Here is a 17,450-nt window from a genome sequence, read left to right on the forward strand (position 1 = left end):
ATAGGAGTCGAGCACCCCTTTCGTTCCAATCAACTTATTCAATCTAAAGAAGTCTGCAATAAATCCTAATCAAATAGCCTCTACTTAGAGTAACCTAACAGTTGTTTATTAATCAGTTTGTAGGTCAATTAATATCAAACATTAATTAAAATAAGCAATTGAATATGTTTTTCTAAAAATTAGCTCATAATATTTTTAACTTCTGAAAAAAAACATTACTAGTGTGATTAGAATAATAAAATTGCTCAAACATATTAACATTTAAAACCATTAATAGAACATCCAAAAATGATAATTTCATCATTAATAAATGTTCATTTAATGTCCGTTTTCCCTATTGACCATTTTATATTTCAACACTCTGAAGCGATTCTTTATGAGAATCGCTTTTCTTATTTATAAAAATAAAAATGGACCCCATAATATGAAGTCCACCAATTTTTGCCTATATTTGTTTCTTTTTATAACCATAAAAATACATACTTAGAGGCCACCAAATAACTGCAAAAATTGGATATACAGCCCAAATTGTATCTGGGGACGAAATGATATTTACAATGATAAAGAAAAGACTAATTAGTATGCTAGCTGTAAAAGAAAATGCTACAAACGATTTTCTATTCGCATGATAAATGGATAATGGCCACCAAATAATTGCAAATGCCGGATAAATGACCCAAGGATAACCTGGAGAAGCGATAAAATTTAAAAACGCATAGTACGCGATCGTAATGATAGTGCCAAGGAGAGCAATCGGTAATGTTCTAGCATTCTTACCTAAATGCATGAGAATTGGCCAACTAATAATTGGAAAGGCAGCATAGAAAAACCAAAGATAATCAGGTGAGTGAACTAAGTTCTCCGTTAACAAGAAAGCTAGGAGTACGATACTACTAAAGAGTGAGAATTGCTTCATCGATCTTTTTCCTATGAAATATAAACTTATTGGCCAAAATAAAATGAAAAAACATGGGTAAATGAACCAAATCGTGCTAGGAGATGTAATAAAATTAACGAGCATAAAAAAGACCATCGTCATAATACAGCCTGCAGTTGCAAATCCGATATAATTTTTCACTGTGCTTCACCTCACTTTTTTCGTTGCCAGTAGAAATACATTGAAAGAGGCCACCATAATAGACCAAACGTTGGGTACACAAACCATATTGTTTGTGGAGTGTAGTAAAAATTAATAAATAAGAAGAAAGCGATTAGTAAGCCACTGCCCCAAATTGAATAGGATAAATTTAGTTTTGCAAAATTTGCCTTCTTGCTATCTAGTTTTTTAACACCAAGTTCACTCTTTAATTCCTCAATGTCCCCAAATTCTACAATTGCTTTGTTTATAGCATCTTCTTCTTCCTTACCATTTTCCATTAAAAACATGACTTTTTCTTCTAAGTTCTGAATAATCTCTTGTTTAACTATTTCTGATTGTTCAGTTTTAGGAACATCTTTAAATAGTTCTTCAATATGATTTCTTATTTTTTTCATTATATCTCCTCCATGAATAGATCAATAATTTCTTTTACTTCCTGCCATTCTTTTACTAATTCACTTAAATATGCTTTGCCTAATGAAGTTATTTTGTAATATTTTCTTTTTCCACCGTGTGTAATATCGCCGAAATAAGCTTCCACTAATTCCTTTTTTTCTAAGCGCTGAAATACAGCGTATAATGTTGCTTCTTTTATTTGAAACCGATTGTCTGTCCGTAATCCAATTTCTTGAGAAATCTCATATCCATAGCGGTCTTTCTCAGAAATTAGTTTTAATATGATTGAGTCAAGATGTCCGCGTATGATGTCACTTCTAACCATAATTCACCTTCTATAATATTATTCTATCTGATAGAGTAATGTTAACAATAATTACTCTATCTGTCAAAGTAATTTTATGTGATTTTGTTTACGACTATTCGAGAGAAGTGAAATAAGCCCGTCCGAAGCCAAAATAAAATAATTCTTTTCTGTGTACTGCTTTACTTTATGTCACATTTTTTGTATTTCATTCGTCTTAATTAGTGAAGAAAAGGAAAGGGAGAGATAATATTATGAATTTAAATCAAATAGATGTTAGTCAAAAATGGGATGTTACTGTATTAGGTGGTGGGATTGCTGGGTTAACTGCATCGATCTACTTAGCTCAAGCAGGTAAAAAAGTACTTCTATTGGATAAAGCATCTAAATTAGGAGGGAGAGGTATTTCGAATACAATTGGCGATGCACATTTAAATCTTGGAGCACACGCATTATATATAAACTGTATCGAAATTTTAAATGAAGTAGGTGTAAATGTTTCTGGTAAGCTTCCAAAATTTGGTGGTGCATTTATTCTTGGAAATCAATCTAATCAATTGAAAATAATCGAGTTTTTTAATTTATTTTTGGGTAATCATTTAAAATGGAAAGAAAAAATGGAATTTATTCGATTTTACCGACATATTCGTAAAATGGATTTGGATGAAATCAATCATATTAGTTTAGAAGAATATTTAAATAGAAAAATAACAAGTTTGAATGTAAAGAATTTAATTTTAGCCTTTATACGTGTAGCTACGTATACAAGTAATTCTGAAATAATAAGTGCCGGAGTGGCAATTGGTCAGCTTCGTAGTGCTAAAGTATTGTATATAAACGAAGGATGGCAATCAATTGTTAACGACCTAATTAAAAAGGCGAATCAACTTGGAGTTACGATTCAAAATAGTACAGTAGTATCTAAAATTACTGGCTCTTATCCAAACATAAATCTTATTTTGAAAAATGATACTAGGATCAACACCAGCTGTTTGTTATCGACAATTAATCCAATTGATTTAGTTAAGTTAATAGATGAGCCAATCTCAGATTCATTTATACAAAAATGTAATCAAATGATTCCAGTAAAAGCTGCATGTCTTGACCTTGTAATGAATGGTTTACCAAATCCAAAACTCAACTTTGCATTAGGTGTTGATCAACCATGGTATTTTTCAAATCATTCATCAGTGGCTAAATTATCGAAAGAAGGCGAAAGTGTAGTCCATGTAATGAAATATTTAAACTCGGTCAACGAAACAGATTCCTCAAAAGATGAGGAAGAGCTAGAAAGTTTACTTGATTTAGTTCAACCAGGTTGGAGAGAGCATGTCATTTCACGTCGCTACCTTCCTAAGCTTGTTGTTTCTAATGACATAAAAAAGCCATTTAATAAATTAGACAATCATTTTTCAAATAGTGAAGTTGGCTTAGAAGGTATTTATATTGCAGGAGACTGGGTAGGGGAGACAGAACTTTTATTGAATGCATCGCTAACGAGTGCTAAAAATGCTACTAAACTGATAAATGAGAAGCTTGCATTTCAACTAATTTAAAAATAGAGGAGAAGATACTTCATGGAAGTAGATCATCTATATTCTCAATACAAACCACTTCTATTTTCAATAGGATATAGTATGCTAGGATCGGTTGAGGATTCGGAGGATTTGGTACAGGATACTTTTCTCACAGTTCAAAAGATGAATCAATCCGCCTCAAAAGAAGAGCCGAATAATATAAAAGCATTTCTATGTAAAATAATGACAAATCGTTGCTTGGATTTATTAAAATCCTCAAAAAATAAACGCGAAGTTTATATAGGACCGTGGCTTCCAGAGCCGATTATTCAAAAATTACCTGAAGATTTAAATGATGATCCGATGGAAAAGATGATTTTAGATGAAACGATAACCTATGCGTTTTTAGTTTTACTTGAACAGCTAAATCCAACCGAAAGAGCAGTATTTGTATTACGTGAAGCCTTTCAGTTTGACTTCCGTACAATCGCAAATATTTTAAATAAGACCGAATTGAATTGCCGTAAAATATTCAGTAGACTTAAGCGAAAAGTTCAAAGTAAGGATGTAGTTGAAAAACGAAATCTAAATCAAGAGCTAGCCATTGCAAAACGATTTATTGAAGCTGCGGAAACAGGTAATTTAGATATGCTAATATCACTTTTAACGGAAGATATCGTACTAATTACAGACGCGGGTGGCAAAACGAAGGCTGCTCTTCGTCCAATCAATCTACAGAAAAATGTTATTGCATTCCTTATTGGTGTAAGGAAGAAAATTAACTCTCCATCCGAAATCGAAATTGCTTTGATCAATAATCAAATAGGTTTAGTTGTTAAAAGTGAAGGGGAAGAGCCAACCGTAATTTGTTTTGAAACAGAAGGAGACCGTTATCGAAGTATATATATGGTTCGAAATCCTGAAAAAATAAGATTTTTAAGTTGAGGTATTAGAACATTTTAAACCTTAGAACAGGGTCTCCCATTTTTTATGGGATTCCTTGTTTTTTTTATGCAGTTAGATGAGATTCAGTAACTCATAAGGTGTTCATAAGTAGGAAAAAGCAAAAATTCTTATATATTAAAAATCTGCTGAACGTCTTAAAAAATACGTAGGAGCTAATTTGTCAGTTAGCCTGGGTTATGAGATAGCCCCTTTTTATTTTTGGTTTTTTTCACAAAAAGCTTTATAGTTTTAGTAGTCACTATGTTTAGATTAAAAATTATAGGAGTGTTTATGGAAACGAAAGAGTATCTAATTACGCAGCTTAATGAAATTGAAAAATGGGAAAAGGATCAAAAAAGCGTATTTTTTTGGGAGAAAATTGGTAGAATTCCATTTATGATCTTGGATAAAATTACACCTAAGTTCATTCACGATAAGATTGGAGTTATTTTAGATGAGCTATCTAAGTATGTGAATGCTGGTGGTCAATATTTAGTTAGTGTTCCGGCAACTCTTTCTAGGATGAGTAAGGAGCTTTCTATTCAAGAATTAACCGAAATTGAAATGGTCAATCAACTTAGTCTTGAGCAAATGGATCGCGTTTCGAATGATTTTATTGCTAGTCGTAAACAATTTGCAAAGGTCCAAGGAGCGACCACAGGTTTTGGTGGAATGTTTACGATTGCGATCGATATCCCAATCTTATTAGGACTTACATTAAAGACACTTCAAGAAATTGCGATTTCTTATGGTTATGATCCAAACGATCAAATGGAAAGAGTATTCATTATTAAATGCTTACAATTTACATCAGCTGATATAGTTGGTAAAAAAGCGATATTAGAAGAGTTAACAAATATTGAAGGAAAAAAAGCCTTTTCTCAAATTGAAGGTTGGAGAGAAGTATTTTATACATATCGTGATAACATGGGATGGAAGAAGTTGTTTCAAATGGTTCCAATTGCAGGTTTAATATTTGGTGCATATGTAAATAAACAAGCAATTGAAGATGTTGGCGAGGCTGGTAGAATGCTTTATAAAAAAAGACGGATCATGGAAAGATTGCATGATTTAAAATAAGCATAAAAAAAGATGAATTTAGTTTTGAGCTAAATTCATCTTTTTTGTTAAATTCACAAATCAAACGTTTGTTTAATTTTTAAATTTATTTGGGAATTGCTTCATAATGCCTGATGACAGTGCATCTGCTAGAACGATAATGTGGTGAAGACCGTCATCAAATGCTTTTACATTTCCGTCCCAGTCCATTTTAATTCTAGTTACAGCTTCATTTGTTACCATTTTTAAATGCGTATATAGCAAGTCTTTTAATGCTTGATTTGTCCAATTTGGATTTGCTTTACTTAAGAATGCAGCAATATCATCTGCATTTTTAAACCATTGGTCGTTTAAAGTTTTTAAGGTTGCCATATCATTTGCTTTGGCAGCATCAATAATTTTACCAGCGAGTACAATATGGTCGGTTAATAATTTAGCAAGTTGATCTCCTGCGGCAGCACCATAATAAGGCTTAACAGCATTTCCAATGTCTTGTTGATTTCTTAAAAGTCTAGCAAGTACTTTGTCCTTATCTGGTAAACCAGCAACCGCGCTAACAATATATTTGCTAGTCCAAATTGTATGATCCATCCAAAGCTTTCTCATATCACCTTGGAATTTGCATGCTGCTTTACTTATGCATTTTGCATGAACTCGAGTATCTACTTGCTCGGCACTGGATTTAATAGGGGATAAAATTAGTGCAAAACATAAAAATAGTGACGTAAATTTAAGTAATTGTTTCTTCATCTAGATGTCTCCTTTGAGATGTTTTCAAAATGTACCAGTATTATTTTGGTTTTTTTTAAAAGTATTATTCAAAGTTTTTACTATCACTTCATTTGGAAAGTTATTATTCTGAAGAAAAAACCTACTTATGTGGAAAACATCAAAAAGGATAAGATGTACTATATAAAAAATAGAGATTTTGATATAGCATATTATCTATTGGTAAAAAATGTAAAAATAATTCGAGGGAGATACATATTCCTTGGTAGGTGAAGGGGAGGAAAGCTTTGTTAAATTTTTTATATCCTAGTATCTTTAACATGACTTTAATCATTTTATTTTTTGGTTATAGATTCCTTAAAGGTTATATTACTCTAGTAAAATATTTATATTGGATTATCTTTGGAATCTATATTACTTGCCTCGTGGATTTTACTTTATTCCCATTTCCTTATCAGAAATATCTAATTCAAGTCATGGTTGAGGATCACTTGGGATATACAAATAATTTTGTCCCTTTTAAAGTAGTTGTAGATTCAATAAGATATGGATCATTTTCAATTGCTCTAAAGCAAGTTGGAGGAAATATTTTATTATTTATGCCATTAGGGTTTGCTTTGCCAGTTCTATATCTGAAGATTACGAAAAGTAAAGCGATATTAGTTGGTTTTACTGTAAGTTTAGGGATTGAAATAATACAAGGATCCACGGGTTTTTTCCTAGGATACAATTATAGATCTTGTGACATTGATGATTTATTATTAAATACATTTGGCACTGTGTTAGGAGTTATAGTCTTTAGTTTAAGCGCTAAATTTTCTATAAAGAAGAAAATCGATAATCAGTATATAAAAAGACAAGGAGCATAATGCTACTTGTCTTTTTGTAACTTCTGAAGCTCTTTCACTGTCACGAATTTATATCCATCTTTCGATAATAAATCCAAAATTCCCTTAATTGTCTCTAATTCTTTGCCAGTTTTATCATACATCGGATGAATTAAAATAATTGAGCCTGGTTTAATATTGTTCTTTACATAGTTTAATTTGTCTTGAGGATTTGTGTAAAATGTATCTGGCTCTAAATTCCATGTGATCGTTTCTCGGTTATGTTTATGCATGTAATACGGTAACCCAAATAGTTTCTTCCCATTTGGTGGACGAAACTCAATTTCCCCTTTATAGCCAGCTTTTCGAATTAGTTTATCTGTCTTTTCTATTTCATTTTTGATAAATGAAGGTGATTTTAGCACCATTCTGTCATGAGAATATGTATGGTTTCCAACTTGTTGTCCCGCATCTACAATTTTTTTAGCTTCTTCGGGATTCTTTTCAATTTCATTACCGATTAGAAAAAAAGTAGCCTTTGCATTGTATTGATCTAAAAGTGGTAGAATGTCATCAACATTTTTAGTTGGACCGTCATCAAATGTTAGAGCTACTACTTTTTGGTTAGTATGTACTTCGTTTGTTAATCCTCCAAAAAGCTGAAAAGATCTCGCATTCATTAGCTTGTACAATCCAAATAAGATAAGAAATAAAATTAGAATACTTGCACTTATTTTCAGTAGTCTCTTTTTCATCTATTTTACCCGTCTTTCTAGTTATTGAAGTTAAACATAATTATATCATCACTAATTTAAAAAAGAATAAAAGAAGGAAATTAAAGGAATTTTAAGTCTGTTGAAAGAAATAGTGAAAGAGGGAAGAATGTGACGAGGAGACGTAGGACTCGCCACAAAGATTGCATCCTAAAGTGGAGATCAACGTTCTTCTTTTTGAGGGGCATTTTTTTTAAAATAAGTTTTTATTTAGCTCAAACAATCTACTTGCAAAGTTATCAGTTTAGTATTAAACTGATAACAAGATCGATCAAAGAGGTGCAAAAATGTTAAATAGTCATAATGAAGCTTCTACAAACAAATCAAAAAATTTAGCAGTATTACTTTGGTTTCGATTAGCTCGTTTTTATCTTAAAAATGTTAGAGAATCAAATAATCAATTGAAAAAATGGGGACTGACGACTGCTCAATTTGATGTAATTGTACATGTGGGGAGAAATAAGCGTCTTACTCAGCAAGAATTAGCCGATAAATTAGTTGTTACAAAAGGAAATGTGACTCATCTATTAAAGAAAATGGAAGAGCTTCAGTGGATTAAAAGAGAAGTAGAATGGAAAAACAAATATCTCTCTTTAACAGAGATAGGTCAAAAAATGTATGAAGAAATCGTACCTTCACAAGATGAGTTTCAACAAGCTCAATTCAGCAAATTAACCGATGAAGAGCAATTACAATTACTTACTTTATTAAGGAAATTAAATAAAAAATGACTTAGAACGGGGGAAAAGTTTATGGAGAAAATGAAAGGCATACATCATATCACTGCGATAGTTGGTGATCCTCAAGAAAATATGGATTTCTACGCTGGGATTTTAGGTTTACGCTTTGTGAAAAAAACAATTAATTTTGATGATCCAGGTACGTATCACTTTTATTTTGGAGACGAAACTGCAAAACCAGGGACGATCATGACTTTTTTCCCTTGGGCAAATGCGTATAGAGGAAAAGTAGGTAGTGGGCAAGTAGGAATCACAACATTCTTAATCCCAACTAACTCAATGGCATTTTGGGAAAACCGTTTAGCATCTTTTAAAATTCAAACAAAAAAAGTAAGTCGATTTGGAGAAATATTTCTTCAATTTGAAGACTTTCATGGCTTACAACTTGAATTAGTGGAAAGGGAAGCTGGCCAGGAAAATACTTGGGAATTTAATGGTGTTACAAAGGATGTAGCAATTAAAGGGTTTGGTGGTGCAGTTTTATATTCTGGAGCACCAAATAAAACAGCTGAACTGTTGGAAAACGTAATGGAATTAGAATGCCTAGGTCAAGAGGGTAATTATTTACGTTTTAAAGCTGCTAGTGAAATCGGAAATATTATCGATATTGAATTAGCAGCAGTAGGAAGAGGCGTTATGGGAGTTGGAACTGTCCATCATATTGCTTGGAGAGCAAGTAATGATGAAGAACATATAAAATGGCAACATAAATTATATGATAATCATTATGGAGTTACTGAAATAAAAGATCGAAATTACTTTAATGCAATTTATTTTCGTGAAAATGGTGGAATGTTATTTGAAATTGCAACTGATCCACCAGGATTTACGATCGATGAGAATAAAGACCATTTAGGAGAACAGTTAATGCTACCAAAATGGCAGGAACCAAATCGTGAAATAATAGAAAATCACTTACAACCTATTGTTGTTAGAGAAGTGAAAGGAGAATGACGATGAAGCACGTATTTAATAGAGGGAGTAATCCATCGAAGCCAACATTTTTATTATTACATGGTACAGGTGGGAATGAACTTGATCTATTACCAATTGCAGGTATGATCGATGATGAAGCCTCTGTATTATCAGTAAGAGGAAATGTGAGTGAAAATGGAATGCCACGTTTTTTTAAGCGATTAGCTGAAGGTGTATTTGATATGGAAGATTTAGTTTTCCGTACAAAAGAATTAAAAGAATTTATTGAATCGGCGTCGGCAGAGCATGGATTTGATCCAAACAATATGATTGCAATTGGTTATTCAAACGGTGCAAACATTGCTGGAAGTCTACTGTTCCATTATGAAAATGTATTTAAGGGCGCAATGCTATTGCATCCGATGGTACCGATTCGTGATTTAGAATTGCCAAATATGAGAGATGTGACGGTCTTCATTGGAGCAGGAAAAAATGATCCAATCTGTTTACCGCAAGAAACAGAAGAATTAGCATCATTGTTAGACGGTGCCGGTGCAAAAGTGGTTATTCATTGGGAAAACATGGGGCATAGCTTAACTAGATCGGAAATTGAAGCAGCAAGTGATTGGTATCAAAAAAACTTTTAGGGGGTAATTAATAATGATGAAATCTTTTTCTCCAGCGGATATAAGTGAACGTGATAATTATAAGTTCTTAATTGGTGGGATTATTCCAAGACCAATTGCTTTTGTGACAACAGAATCAAATGAGAAAGTTTTAAACGGGGCACCTTTTAGTTATTTCAACATTGTAACGTCTAATCCACCTATGATATCTGTATCTGTTCAACGACAAAATGGCAAACAAAAAGATACAGCTAAAAACGCTATTGAGAAAAAAGAATTTGTCGTTCATATTGTTGATGAATCAAACGTAGAAGCGATTAATAAAACAGCAGCAGCTTTGCCATCTACCGAGAGTGAAGTTGAGTTAGCAGGATTAACCCCTGTGGAAAGTGTAAAGGTTTCAGTACCAGGAGTGAAAGAGTCAAAAATTCGAATGGAATGTGTTTTAGAACAATCAATTCCATTAGGTAAAGATAATGAAGCTTGTGACTTATTAATTGGCAAGGTTGTTTATTTTCATATAGAAGATGAAATTTATGAAAATGGACGTATAGATGCTAATGGCTTAAAAGCAGTTAGTCGATTAGCAGGGAATGACTATGCTAAAGTTGGGGAAATGTTTACGATTGATCGTCCTAAATAAGTTTAATAAAAGTGAAGGGTAAAGTCGAATTTACCCTTCATTTTTTTTTTTGAAAAAATTAAAGAAAAATGAACGATTTGTAGAACCTAATCGTATAACAAATGAAAACTAAATAATTATTGTATAAGTTAGCTAGGAAGGAGGAAGAAATGGCTGCTTTAGATGAATTAGAAATTATTAAAGATGCTCAGCAAGGTGACCAAGATGCATTTGCTAAACTTTTTCAAATCCATTATTCCTTTTTATATAAATACGTTTTAAAGATGACCCTAAATCAGCAAACTGCAGAAGATTTAGTGCAGGATACGATGTTGAAAGGTTATGACAATATAAAGAAATACAACGGACAATCCAAATTTTCAACTTGGCTAATTACAATCGCTACTAGACTTTATTTAGATCAACAAAGAAGGAAAAAGCGCGAATGGTTTTGGCAAAAAAATGAGTCTGAAAAGTTATCGCGCTCCTTAAATTGGCAGTTAGCCTATAAAGGGTTTGAGTGGCGTGAAATTATGGAGGGCTTTGAAAAGCTTAAATCAGACGTGCGAACGGCTATATTATTAAAGCATTACTACGGCTATACGAACGAAGAAATTGGAAATATGATGGGAATTCGAGAAGGAACAGTTAAATCAAGAATTCATAATGGAATGAAGGAATTAAGAAAGGAGTTAATGCAAGATGGATAAAGAAGAAATTGTTTCAGCATTTAAGCAGTTTGATGAATTAACGAATGTACATGTACCTTCAATCAGTACGATTACAGAAAAACTTAGTATTCATCAGGAAAAAAAGAAAACCATTTTTCTTAAAGAACTAATCGTATTCATTTGTGTAGCATGCAGTCTATTCATCGGGGCACTTCTTATTGCTTTAGAGGCACCAGTAAGCATTGTTATTATTCAAGGTTTAGGCTTTATTGCACTACCGATTATTTTTAAACGAGATAAAAAGAAAATTGAAAGTGAGTTGATCTAAAGTGGAATGGACAACAGAAAATATTATCATATTAGTTTTAGTCTTTATAATTTTAATAACTCAAAGTATCACACTTTTTACAAACGCTAAAAAGAGAAATCGTTCAGCCTGGTTATGGGGGCTGTTAGGAATGATTCAATTCCCTTGGCCAAGTGTCTTCTTTTACTTTTTAGTTGTTCGAAAAGATCGAAAAAAACTAAATTAAGGATCGTGTAGGAATACTAGACTAATTGGAATGGTTCAATTTTAGTCTAGTATTTTTAAATTTTGTGTTTGACAATTTTGGTGTACTACATGTATAGTACACGTATAAGGTGTATTAATTAAGTAATACACGTCGTTACGTACTGAGTGTATGAACTAAGTAGTACACACATATACTACAAAAATCGTATAAAGAACGAGGAGGTGGATTGATGGAATTTATAGTGAATAACCGTGAACCGGTTTATCTACAGGTAGTTAGGCATTTTAAACAACAAATTGCCAAAAGACTATTAGAGGCTGGTCAAGAAATACCATCAAGAAGAGAATTAGCTGTTCAATTTAATATAAATCCGAATACTGTACAAAAAGCATACAAGGAAATGGAGGAACAAGGATTGATTACGACTGAACGAAATTTCCCTAGTAAGATTACGACTGAAATAAAAGTGTTAAATGGTGTACGAAATGAATTGATTATGGAAGCTGTCAATGAATTTGTCGATTCAATTAAAGTAATAAATGTTCCGGTTGAAGAGTTACTTACAATGGTCAAACAAAATTATGAACAAAAGATAAAAGATGAAGGGAAAGGAGAGGCTTAAATGATACAAGTAAAGAATGTTTCAAAAAAATATGGTCGGAAAAATGTTTTACGTGATATTTCTTTCACTGCAAATAAAGGAGAAATCACTTGTTTAATTGGTATTAACGGTGTTGGTAAGTCTACAACAATGAAGGCAATTATGGGGATTACGCCAATTGATCGCGGTGAAATATTAATAGATGATAAAAAAATGAATCATACAATGTACGAAAATATCACGTTTATTCCAGATACACTTACAATGCTTCCTAGTTTTACAGTTGGAGAAGCAATGCAGTTTATGAAGGATTTTTATGTAAATTGGAATTCAGAGCGTGCAAAAGAATTACTTGGTTTTTTCCGTTTAAAGGAAGACGAGAAACTAGGTGAGCTTTCAAAAGGGAATGCTGCAAAAGCAAATTTACTTTTTGGTTTAGGACTAGATGTTGATTATGTTCTGATGGATGAACCTTTTTCTGGTATCGATATGTTTAGTAGAGAACAAATTGCAAAAGTGTTTACGAGTCACTTAATTGAGGATCGAGGCGTGATTATAACAACGCATGAAATTAGTGATATTGAGCATTTAATCGATAAGGTCGTTTTATTAGATAACGGCGAAATACTAAAAGAGTTTTATACAGAAGAGATCAGATTAGAAGAAGGTAAATCAGTTATGGATGTAATGAGAGAGGTGTATGAATCGTGAATCGATATTTAAAACTAGTTAATTTTGAAGTTAATCGATTTTTTAAATTATATATAGGGTTATTAATTGTAGTAGCTATTTCACAGTTTGTAAGTTTATTTGTAGTAAAGTCCAACTATATGGAAGCTGCTAATGATGCAAACTATGCAAGTTCTTTGAAAGCAACAGAGGAGTTTATCTCTTCAAATGGATTACTTAACTTTAATCAGGTTGCTAATCATCCGTTATTTATTGGGCCAATTATAATCTGTATCGCTTTAATGATGTTCTATGTTTTTATGATTTGGTACAGAGATTATTTCGGGAAAAACACATTTATTTACCGTTTATTCATGTTACCAACTTCAAGAATGACAATTTACTTTGCGAAAGCGACTACAATCTTAATTATGGTATTGAGTTTGCTCGCTTTTCAACTAATACTTTTACCGATTGAAATAAACGTATTTCAACAAATAGTTCCAAGTGAACTTTTAGGGAAAATGAGTACGATAGACCTTTTTATGAGTCCTACTATTTTTCAAATGATTTTACCAAGTAATTTTGTGGATTTTATTTTTAGGTATCTTATTGGAATGGGCTTAGTATTTACTCTTTTCACATTCATTCTTTTAGAACGTAGTTATCGATGGAAAGGCATATTATTTGGGATTTTATACGTGGTTGCAATTGTAGGTTTACTTCTTATACCAGCTTTTATTCAATCCTACATGTTTGAAGATGACTTTTCATTTTATCCAAGTGAAGTGATCTATATGGAATTAGGCCTTTTTACAATTATCATTATAGGCTCAATCTTATTTAGTAAATATTTATTAAAAAACAAAGTATCGGTGTAAGGAGGAGTTAAGAATGAAGCGATATCGTAATTTGGCAATAATAGCTGTTGTCACGACGATCAGTTTAGGTACGTTTTTTACGAAAGTAGCAATGTCAGAAAGTAAGTTACCTAAGTTTTACTTAAAGACTGAAAATGGAGATTCAAAATACGTTAAAGATTTAATTATTAGCGCTGGATATGATCAAGGTAGGAGCTTAAGTATTACTACTGATGGAAGTAAATATAAAGACAGTAATTCAATGCTTAACGAGCTTGATAGTGAATACTATGATTTAAAGAAATTAAATGATTTAAAAAAGAAAGAAAGAAACTTTATGCGCGGAAAAATTTCTTCTTCTCAATTTTATATCGATAAAGATTATGCATGGCATGCTGATGTAAAAGGTGGAAAACTTGGTGGTATTTATGAGAATAAAAATAATCACTTTAAAATGTATATAGATGGTCTTGATCTTCAAAATAAAGATCGTTATAAATTTAAACTTGAAATCCCAGGTGAAGAAAACTTCTCATATATTAATGTAAATGATGTACAGCTAATTGGAAAAGATTTAGTTGTCATTACTTCTCAAAATAAAACGAATGTAGTGAATAATAATACTACAAATTCAAGTGTGTATGTCGATCAAAATGAGCAAGTAATGTATCGAATTAATGTAAACCAAAAGAAAATTGTTGATCGTACTGTTATTAATAAAACAACAAATGATCAAAAAACTCATACACATACTGAAATTCAAAATTCAATCAAAGAATCAGATGAAACAGTTCCTTCTATATACAATGTTTACAAAAAGGTAAAACTAAAAGATACGGTTCAATCAAATGGAGAAACAACAACTGAAGAGATTAGTAATGAAGTAGTTGTATTTAACTTAGAAACTGGTAAAGAAGAGACTTTAAATTTATCGAATGAACAAAAAAAACAAGTGATTCAGAGTAATGTCATACATGAAAAAGATAACTTGTATTTTATAACGCACGGAGATAAAGCTATTTCAGTTTTAAAGTATAATCTAAACAATAAAAAAGTCGAAGGTGAACCAGTACTTATTTCTAAAGTAAATAGTAATAACCTTTCAAACTATACTATCATTAATGGAAAACTATATGTAATTACGAATAATGTAGAAAATCCAGGGAAGATCAATAAAGAATTCATTATTGCTGACTTAGTAAATGGACAAAGTGTTTTCGAAGGTAAGATTGAAGTAAAGAATATTAAAGGAAATGCTAGTAAAGCATTAAAAAAATTACAGATATATGATTTTAAGGTTGAATAAGTAGGGCAGGAAAAAGAAAAGACATGGGTTATAGGAAAAGATTTTATAAAACTTATAAAATCTTTTCCTACTCCTTCTTCTTTCTTTATTCCTGGTCTTTTTTCTTTACCTCATCCTACACTTAAGGAATATACGTTCTAGTTTGATTACTTGATTTCGTACTTGAACATCGATAATATGTAATGATGATTAAAATTTAAAGTACGTTTGTTCTGTTTTTGATTGATTTTTGAAATTTTGTGGTAAAATAGAAGGATAGGTATGTTTTGGAAATGGAGGCGGGGAAGATGGAGCAGGAATTCGAGGTAGTTTCTAATTATTCACCTCAAGGTGACCAGCCAAATGCGATTAAGCAATTAGTTGATGGGGTTAAAAATGGTAAAGAGCATCAAGTTTTGTTAGGTGCAACAGGTACGGGAAAAACGTTTACCATTTCAAATGTAATTAAAGAAGTAGGAAAACCAACATTAGTATTTGCTCACAATAAAACATTAGCAGGGCAATTATATAGTGAATTAAAAGAGTTTTTTCCAAATAATGCAGTTGAGTATTTCGTTAGTTACTATGATTATTTTCAGCCAGAAGCTTATGTACCTCAAACGGATACTTACATTGAAAAAGATTCAAGTATTAATGATGAAATTGATAAATTACGTCACTCTGCGACTTCCTCCCTTTTTGAACGTAAGGATGTCATTATTGTAGCGAGTGTATCTTGTATTTACGGTTTAGGTTCTCCTGAAGAATATCGTGAATTAGTTTGTTCTCTTCGTATTGGAATGGAAATTAGTAGAGACGACTTATTACATAAACTAGTAGATATTCAGTATGCGCGTAATGATATTGACTTCTCTCGTGGTACATTCCGAGTTCGTGGTGATGTTGTTGAAATATTCCCGGCATCACGTGATGAGCACTGTATTCGTGTGGAATTTTTTGGTGATGAAATTGAGAGAATTAGAGAAGTGGATGCTTTAACAGGTGAAATTTTAGGTGACCGTGAACACGTTGCAATTTTCCCGGCTTCCCACTTCGTTACACGTGAAGAAAAAATGAAAATTGCCATTAAAAATATTGAAGTTGAGTTAGAAGAACGATTAAAGGGAATGAGAGATAACGGTAAGTTACTAGAGGCTCAAAGGCTTGAGCAGCGAACTAGATATGATTTAGAAATGATGAACGAGATGGGATTTTGTTCAGGAATTGAAAACTATTCCCGTCATCTGACGCTGAGACCACCAGGTTCTACGCCTTATACATTATTAGATTATTTTCCAGAAGATTTCTTAATGGTGATTGACGAGTCACATGTTACGGTTCCGCAAATTCGAGGAATGTTTAACGGTGACCAAGCCCGAAAGCAAGTATTAGTAGATCATGGATTCCGTCTGCCGTCAGCATTGGACAATCGACCATTAAAGTTTGCAGAGTTTGAAGAAAAAGTTCAACAAACTATTTACGTAACTGCTACACCTGGACCATATGAGCTAGACCTATGCCCAGAAAAAGTAGAGCAAATTATTCGTCCAACAGGTCTATTAGATCCGACAATTGATGTTCGCCCGATTGAAGGTCAAATTGATGATCTAATCGATGAAGTTCGTAACCGTATTGCTAAAAATGAGAGAGTGCTAATTACTACACTAACGAAGAAAATGTCTGAGGACTTAACAGATTATTTGAAAGAAATCGGAATTAAAGTTAACTATTTACATTCTGAAATTAAAACACTTGAACGAATTGAAATTATTCGTGATCTTCGTTTAGGTAAGTATGACGTTTTAATTGGTATTAACCTTTTACGTGAAGGTATTGATATTCCTGAAGTTTCATTAGTCGTTATTTTAGATGCAGATAAAGAAGGATTTTTACGTTCTGAACGTTCTTTAATCCAAACAATTGGTCGTGCTGCAAGGAATTCTAATGGTCATGTTATTATGTATGCCGATAAAATGACGAACTCAATGGATATCGCGATTAATGAAACAAAACGCCGTCGTGAGATTCAGGAAGAATATAACCAAAAATATGGAATCACTCCTAAAACGATTATTAAGCAAGTTCGTGATGTAATTCGAGCTACTTCTGTTGCCGAAGAAGAAGAAGTTTATGAAAACGGCATTAGTGCTAAATATAAGAAAATGAACAAAAAAGAACGTCATTTATTTATTCAATCAATTGAAATGGAAATGAAGGACGCAGCGAAGGCGCTTGATTTTGAACGAGCAACAGAACTTCGTGACTTAATATTAGAATTGAAGTCTGAGAGGTGAAGA

General features: G+C 32.3%; 21 protein-coding genes. 16 read left to right on the top strand and 5 right to left on the bottom strand.

Annotation, left to right across the window (positions count from 1 at the left end; translation table 11 throughout):
• Positions 1-445: 445 nt before the first annotated feature.
• From ABEY15_RS12285 to ABEY15_RS12295, 3 genes are read right to left on the bottom strand one after another with little or no spacing between them, the layout of a single operon-like run.
• Complete coding sequence (locus ABEY15_RS12285; RefSeq protein ID WP_429890365.1) at positions 446-1,078, bottom strand: hypothetical protein; 633 nt, start codon at positions 1,076-1,078, stop codon at positions 446-448.
• A gap of 11 nt (positions 1,079-1,089) precedes the next feature.
• Positions 1,090-1,494: a permease prefix domain 1-containing protein gene (locus tag ABEY15_RS12290; RefSeq protein ID WP_429890366.1), complete on the bottom strand. Its 405-nt coding sequence runs from the start codon at positions 1,492-1,494 to the stop codon at positions 1,090-1,092.
• The gene (locus tag ABEY15_RS12295) at positions 1,494-1,820 is read right to left on the bottom strand and encodes a PadR family transcriptional regulator (protein WP_056469746.1); all 327 of its coding nucleotides are present in this window, start codon (positions 1,818-1,820) and stop codon (positions 1,494-1,496) included. Before ABEY15_RS12295 ends, ABEY15_RS12290 begins: the two co-directional genes overlap by 1 nt.
• A 233-nt stretch (positions 1,821-2,053) precedes the next feature.
• Between ABEY15_RS12295 and ABEY15_RS12300 the strand changes: the two genes are divergently transcribed.
• From ABEY15_RS12300 to ABEY15_RS12310, 3 genes are all read left to right on the top strand, one after another.
• Positions 2,054-3,355: an NAD(P)-binding protein gene (locus tag ABEY15_RS12300; RefSeq protein ID WP_429890367.1), complete on the top strand. Its 1,302-nt coding sequence runs from the start codon at positions 2,054-2,056 to the stop codon at positions 3,353-3,355.
• Positions 3,356-3,376: 21 nt separating this feature from the next.
• Entirely contained in the window at positions 3,377-4,261 is an 885-nt protein-coding gene (sigJ, locus tag ABEY15_RS12305; RefSeq protein WP_429890368.1) for an RNA polymerase sigma factor SigJ, read from the top strand.
• A 291-nt stretch (positions 4,262-4,552) separates the two neighbouring features.
• On the top strand, positions 4,553-5,341 hold the full coding sequence (locus ABEY15_RS12310; RefSeq protein ID WP_429890369.1) for an EcsC family protein: 789 nt from the start codon (positions 4,553-4,555) through the stop codon (positions 5,339-5,341).
• 72 nt (positions 5,342-5,413) lie between these two features.
• On the opposite strand, the gene ABEY15_RS12315 is transcribed toward ABEY15_RS12310, so the two are convergent.
• Complete coding sequence (locus ABEY15_RS12315) at positions 5,414-6,070, bottom strand: glycosyltransferase (RefSeq protein WP_429890370.1); 657 nt, start codon at positions 6,068-6,070, stop codon at positions 5,414-5,416.
• A gap of 266 nt (positions 6,071-6,336) precedes the next feature.
• On the opposite strand from ABEY15_RS12315, the gene ABEY15_RS12320 reads away from it, so the two are divergent.
• On the top strand, positions 6,337-6,918 hold the full coding sequence (locus tag ABEY15_RS12320; RefSeq protein ID WP_429890371.1) for a VanZ family protein: 582 nt from the start codon (positions 6,337-6,339) through the stop codon (positions 6,916-6,918).
• Positions 6,919-6,920: 2 nt separating this feature from the next.
• Here the strand turns inward: ABEY15_RS12320 and ABEY15_RS12325 are convergent, their stop codons facing one another.
• On the bottom strand, positions 6,921-7,631 hold the full coding sequence (locus tag ABEY15_RS12325) for a polysaccharide deacetylase family protein (protein ID WP_429890372.1): 711 nt from the start codon (positions 7,629-7,631) through the stop codon (positions 6,921-6,923).
• 305 nt (positions 7,632-7,936) lie between these two features.
• Here ABEY15_RS12325 and ABEY15_RS12330 point away from each other — a divergent pair, with 305 nt between their 5' ends.
• The 12 genes from ABEY15_RS12330 (at position 7,937) to uvrB (ending at position 17,447) form a co-directional block, all read left to right on the top strand.
• Positions 7,937-8,380, top strand: a complete 444-nt coding sequence (locus ABEY15_RS12330; protein ID WP_429890373.1) for a MarR family winged helix-turn-helix transcriptional regulator — start codon at positions 7,937-7,939, stop codon at positions 8,378-8,380.
• A 21-nt stretch (positions 8,381-8,401) separates the two neighbouring features.
• On the top strand, positions 8,402-9,343 hold the full coding sequence (locus ABEY15_RS12335) for a ring-cleaving dioxygenase (protein ID WP_429890374.1): 942 nt from the start codon (positions 8,402-8,404) through the stop codon (positions 9,341-9,343).
• 2 nt (positions 9,344-9,345) lie between these two features.
• Entirely contained in the window at positions 9,346-9,951 is a 606-nt protein-coding gene (locus ABEY15_RS12340) for an alpha/beta hydrolase (RefSeq protein WP_429890375.1), read from the top strand.
• A 16-nt stretch (positions 9,952-9,967) separates the two neighbouring features.
• Positions 9,968-10,573, top strand: coding sequence for a flavin reductase family protein (locus ABEY15_RS12345; RefSeq protein WP_429890523.1), 606 nt, complete (start codon positions 9,968-9,970; stop codon positions 10,571-10,573).
• A gap of 149 nt (positions 10,574-10,722) precedes the next feature.
• Positions 10,723-11,262 carry an RNA polymerase sigma factor SigY gene (gene sigY, locus ABEY15_RS12350; protein ID WP_429890376.1) on the top strand — a complete coding sequence of 180 codons (540 nt, stop codon included), beginning with the start codon at positions 10,723-10,725 and terminating at the stop codon, positions 11,260-11,262.
• A complete protein-coding gene (locus ABEY15_RS12355) occupies positions 11,255-11,551 on the top strand; it encodes a DUF5345 family protein (protein WP_429890377.1) in 297 nt (98 codons plus the stop codon). Before sigY ends, ABEY15_RS12355 begins: the two co-directional genes overlap by 8 nt.
• 1 nt (position 11,552) lies before the next feature.
• Positions 11,553-11,756 carry a hypothetical protein gene (locus ABEY15_RS12360; protein WP_025568294.1) on the top strand — a complete coding sequence of 68 codons (204 nt, stop codon included), beginning with the start codon at positions 11,553-11,555 and terminating at the stop codon, positions 11,754-11,756.
• Between the two features lie 211 nt (positions 11,757-11,967).
• Entirely contained in the window at positions 11,968-12,360 is a 393-nt protein-coding gene (locus tag ABEY15_RS12365) for a GntR family transcriptional regulator (protein WP_429890378.1), read from the top strand.
• Positions 12,361-13,050: an ABC transporter ATP-binding protein gene (locus ABEY15_RS12370; protein WP_429890379.1), complete on the top strand. Its 690-nt coding sequence runs from the start codon at positions 12,361-12,363 to the stop codon at positions 13,048-13,050.
• Complete coding sequence (locus ABEY15_RS12375) at positions 13,047-13,889, top strand: hypothetical protein (RefSeq protein ID WP_429890380.1); 843 nt, start codon at positions 13,047-13,049, stop codon at positions 13,887-13,889. Before ABEY15_RS12370 ends, ABEY15_RS12375 begins: the two co-directional genes overlap by 4 nt.
• A 13-nt stretch (positions 13,890-13,902) precedes the next feature.
• A complete protein-coding gene (locus ABEY15_RS12380) occupies positions 13,903-15,174 on the top strand; it encodes a hypothetical protein (RefSeq protein WP_429890381.1) in 1,272 nt (423 codons plus the stop codon).
• A 287-nt stretch (positions 15,175-15,461) separates the two neighbouring features.
• The gene (uvrB, locus tag ABEY15_RS12385; RefSeq protein ID WP_429890382.1) at positions 15,462-17,447 is read left to right on the top strand and encodes an excinuclease ABC subunit UvrB; all 1,986 of its coding nucleotides are present in this window, start codon (positions 15,462-15,464) and stop codon (positions 17,445-17,447) included.
• Positions 17,448-17,450 lie beyond the last annotated feature (3 nt).

The sequence above is a fragment of the Gottfriedia acidiceleris genome (genome assembly GCF_050457485.1).
Classification (GTDB): Bacteria; Bacillota; Bacilli; order Bacillales; family Bacillaceae_G; genus Gottfriedia; species Gottfriedia acidiceleris_D.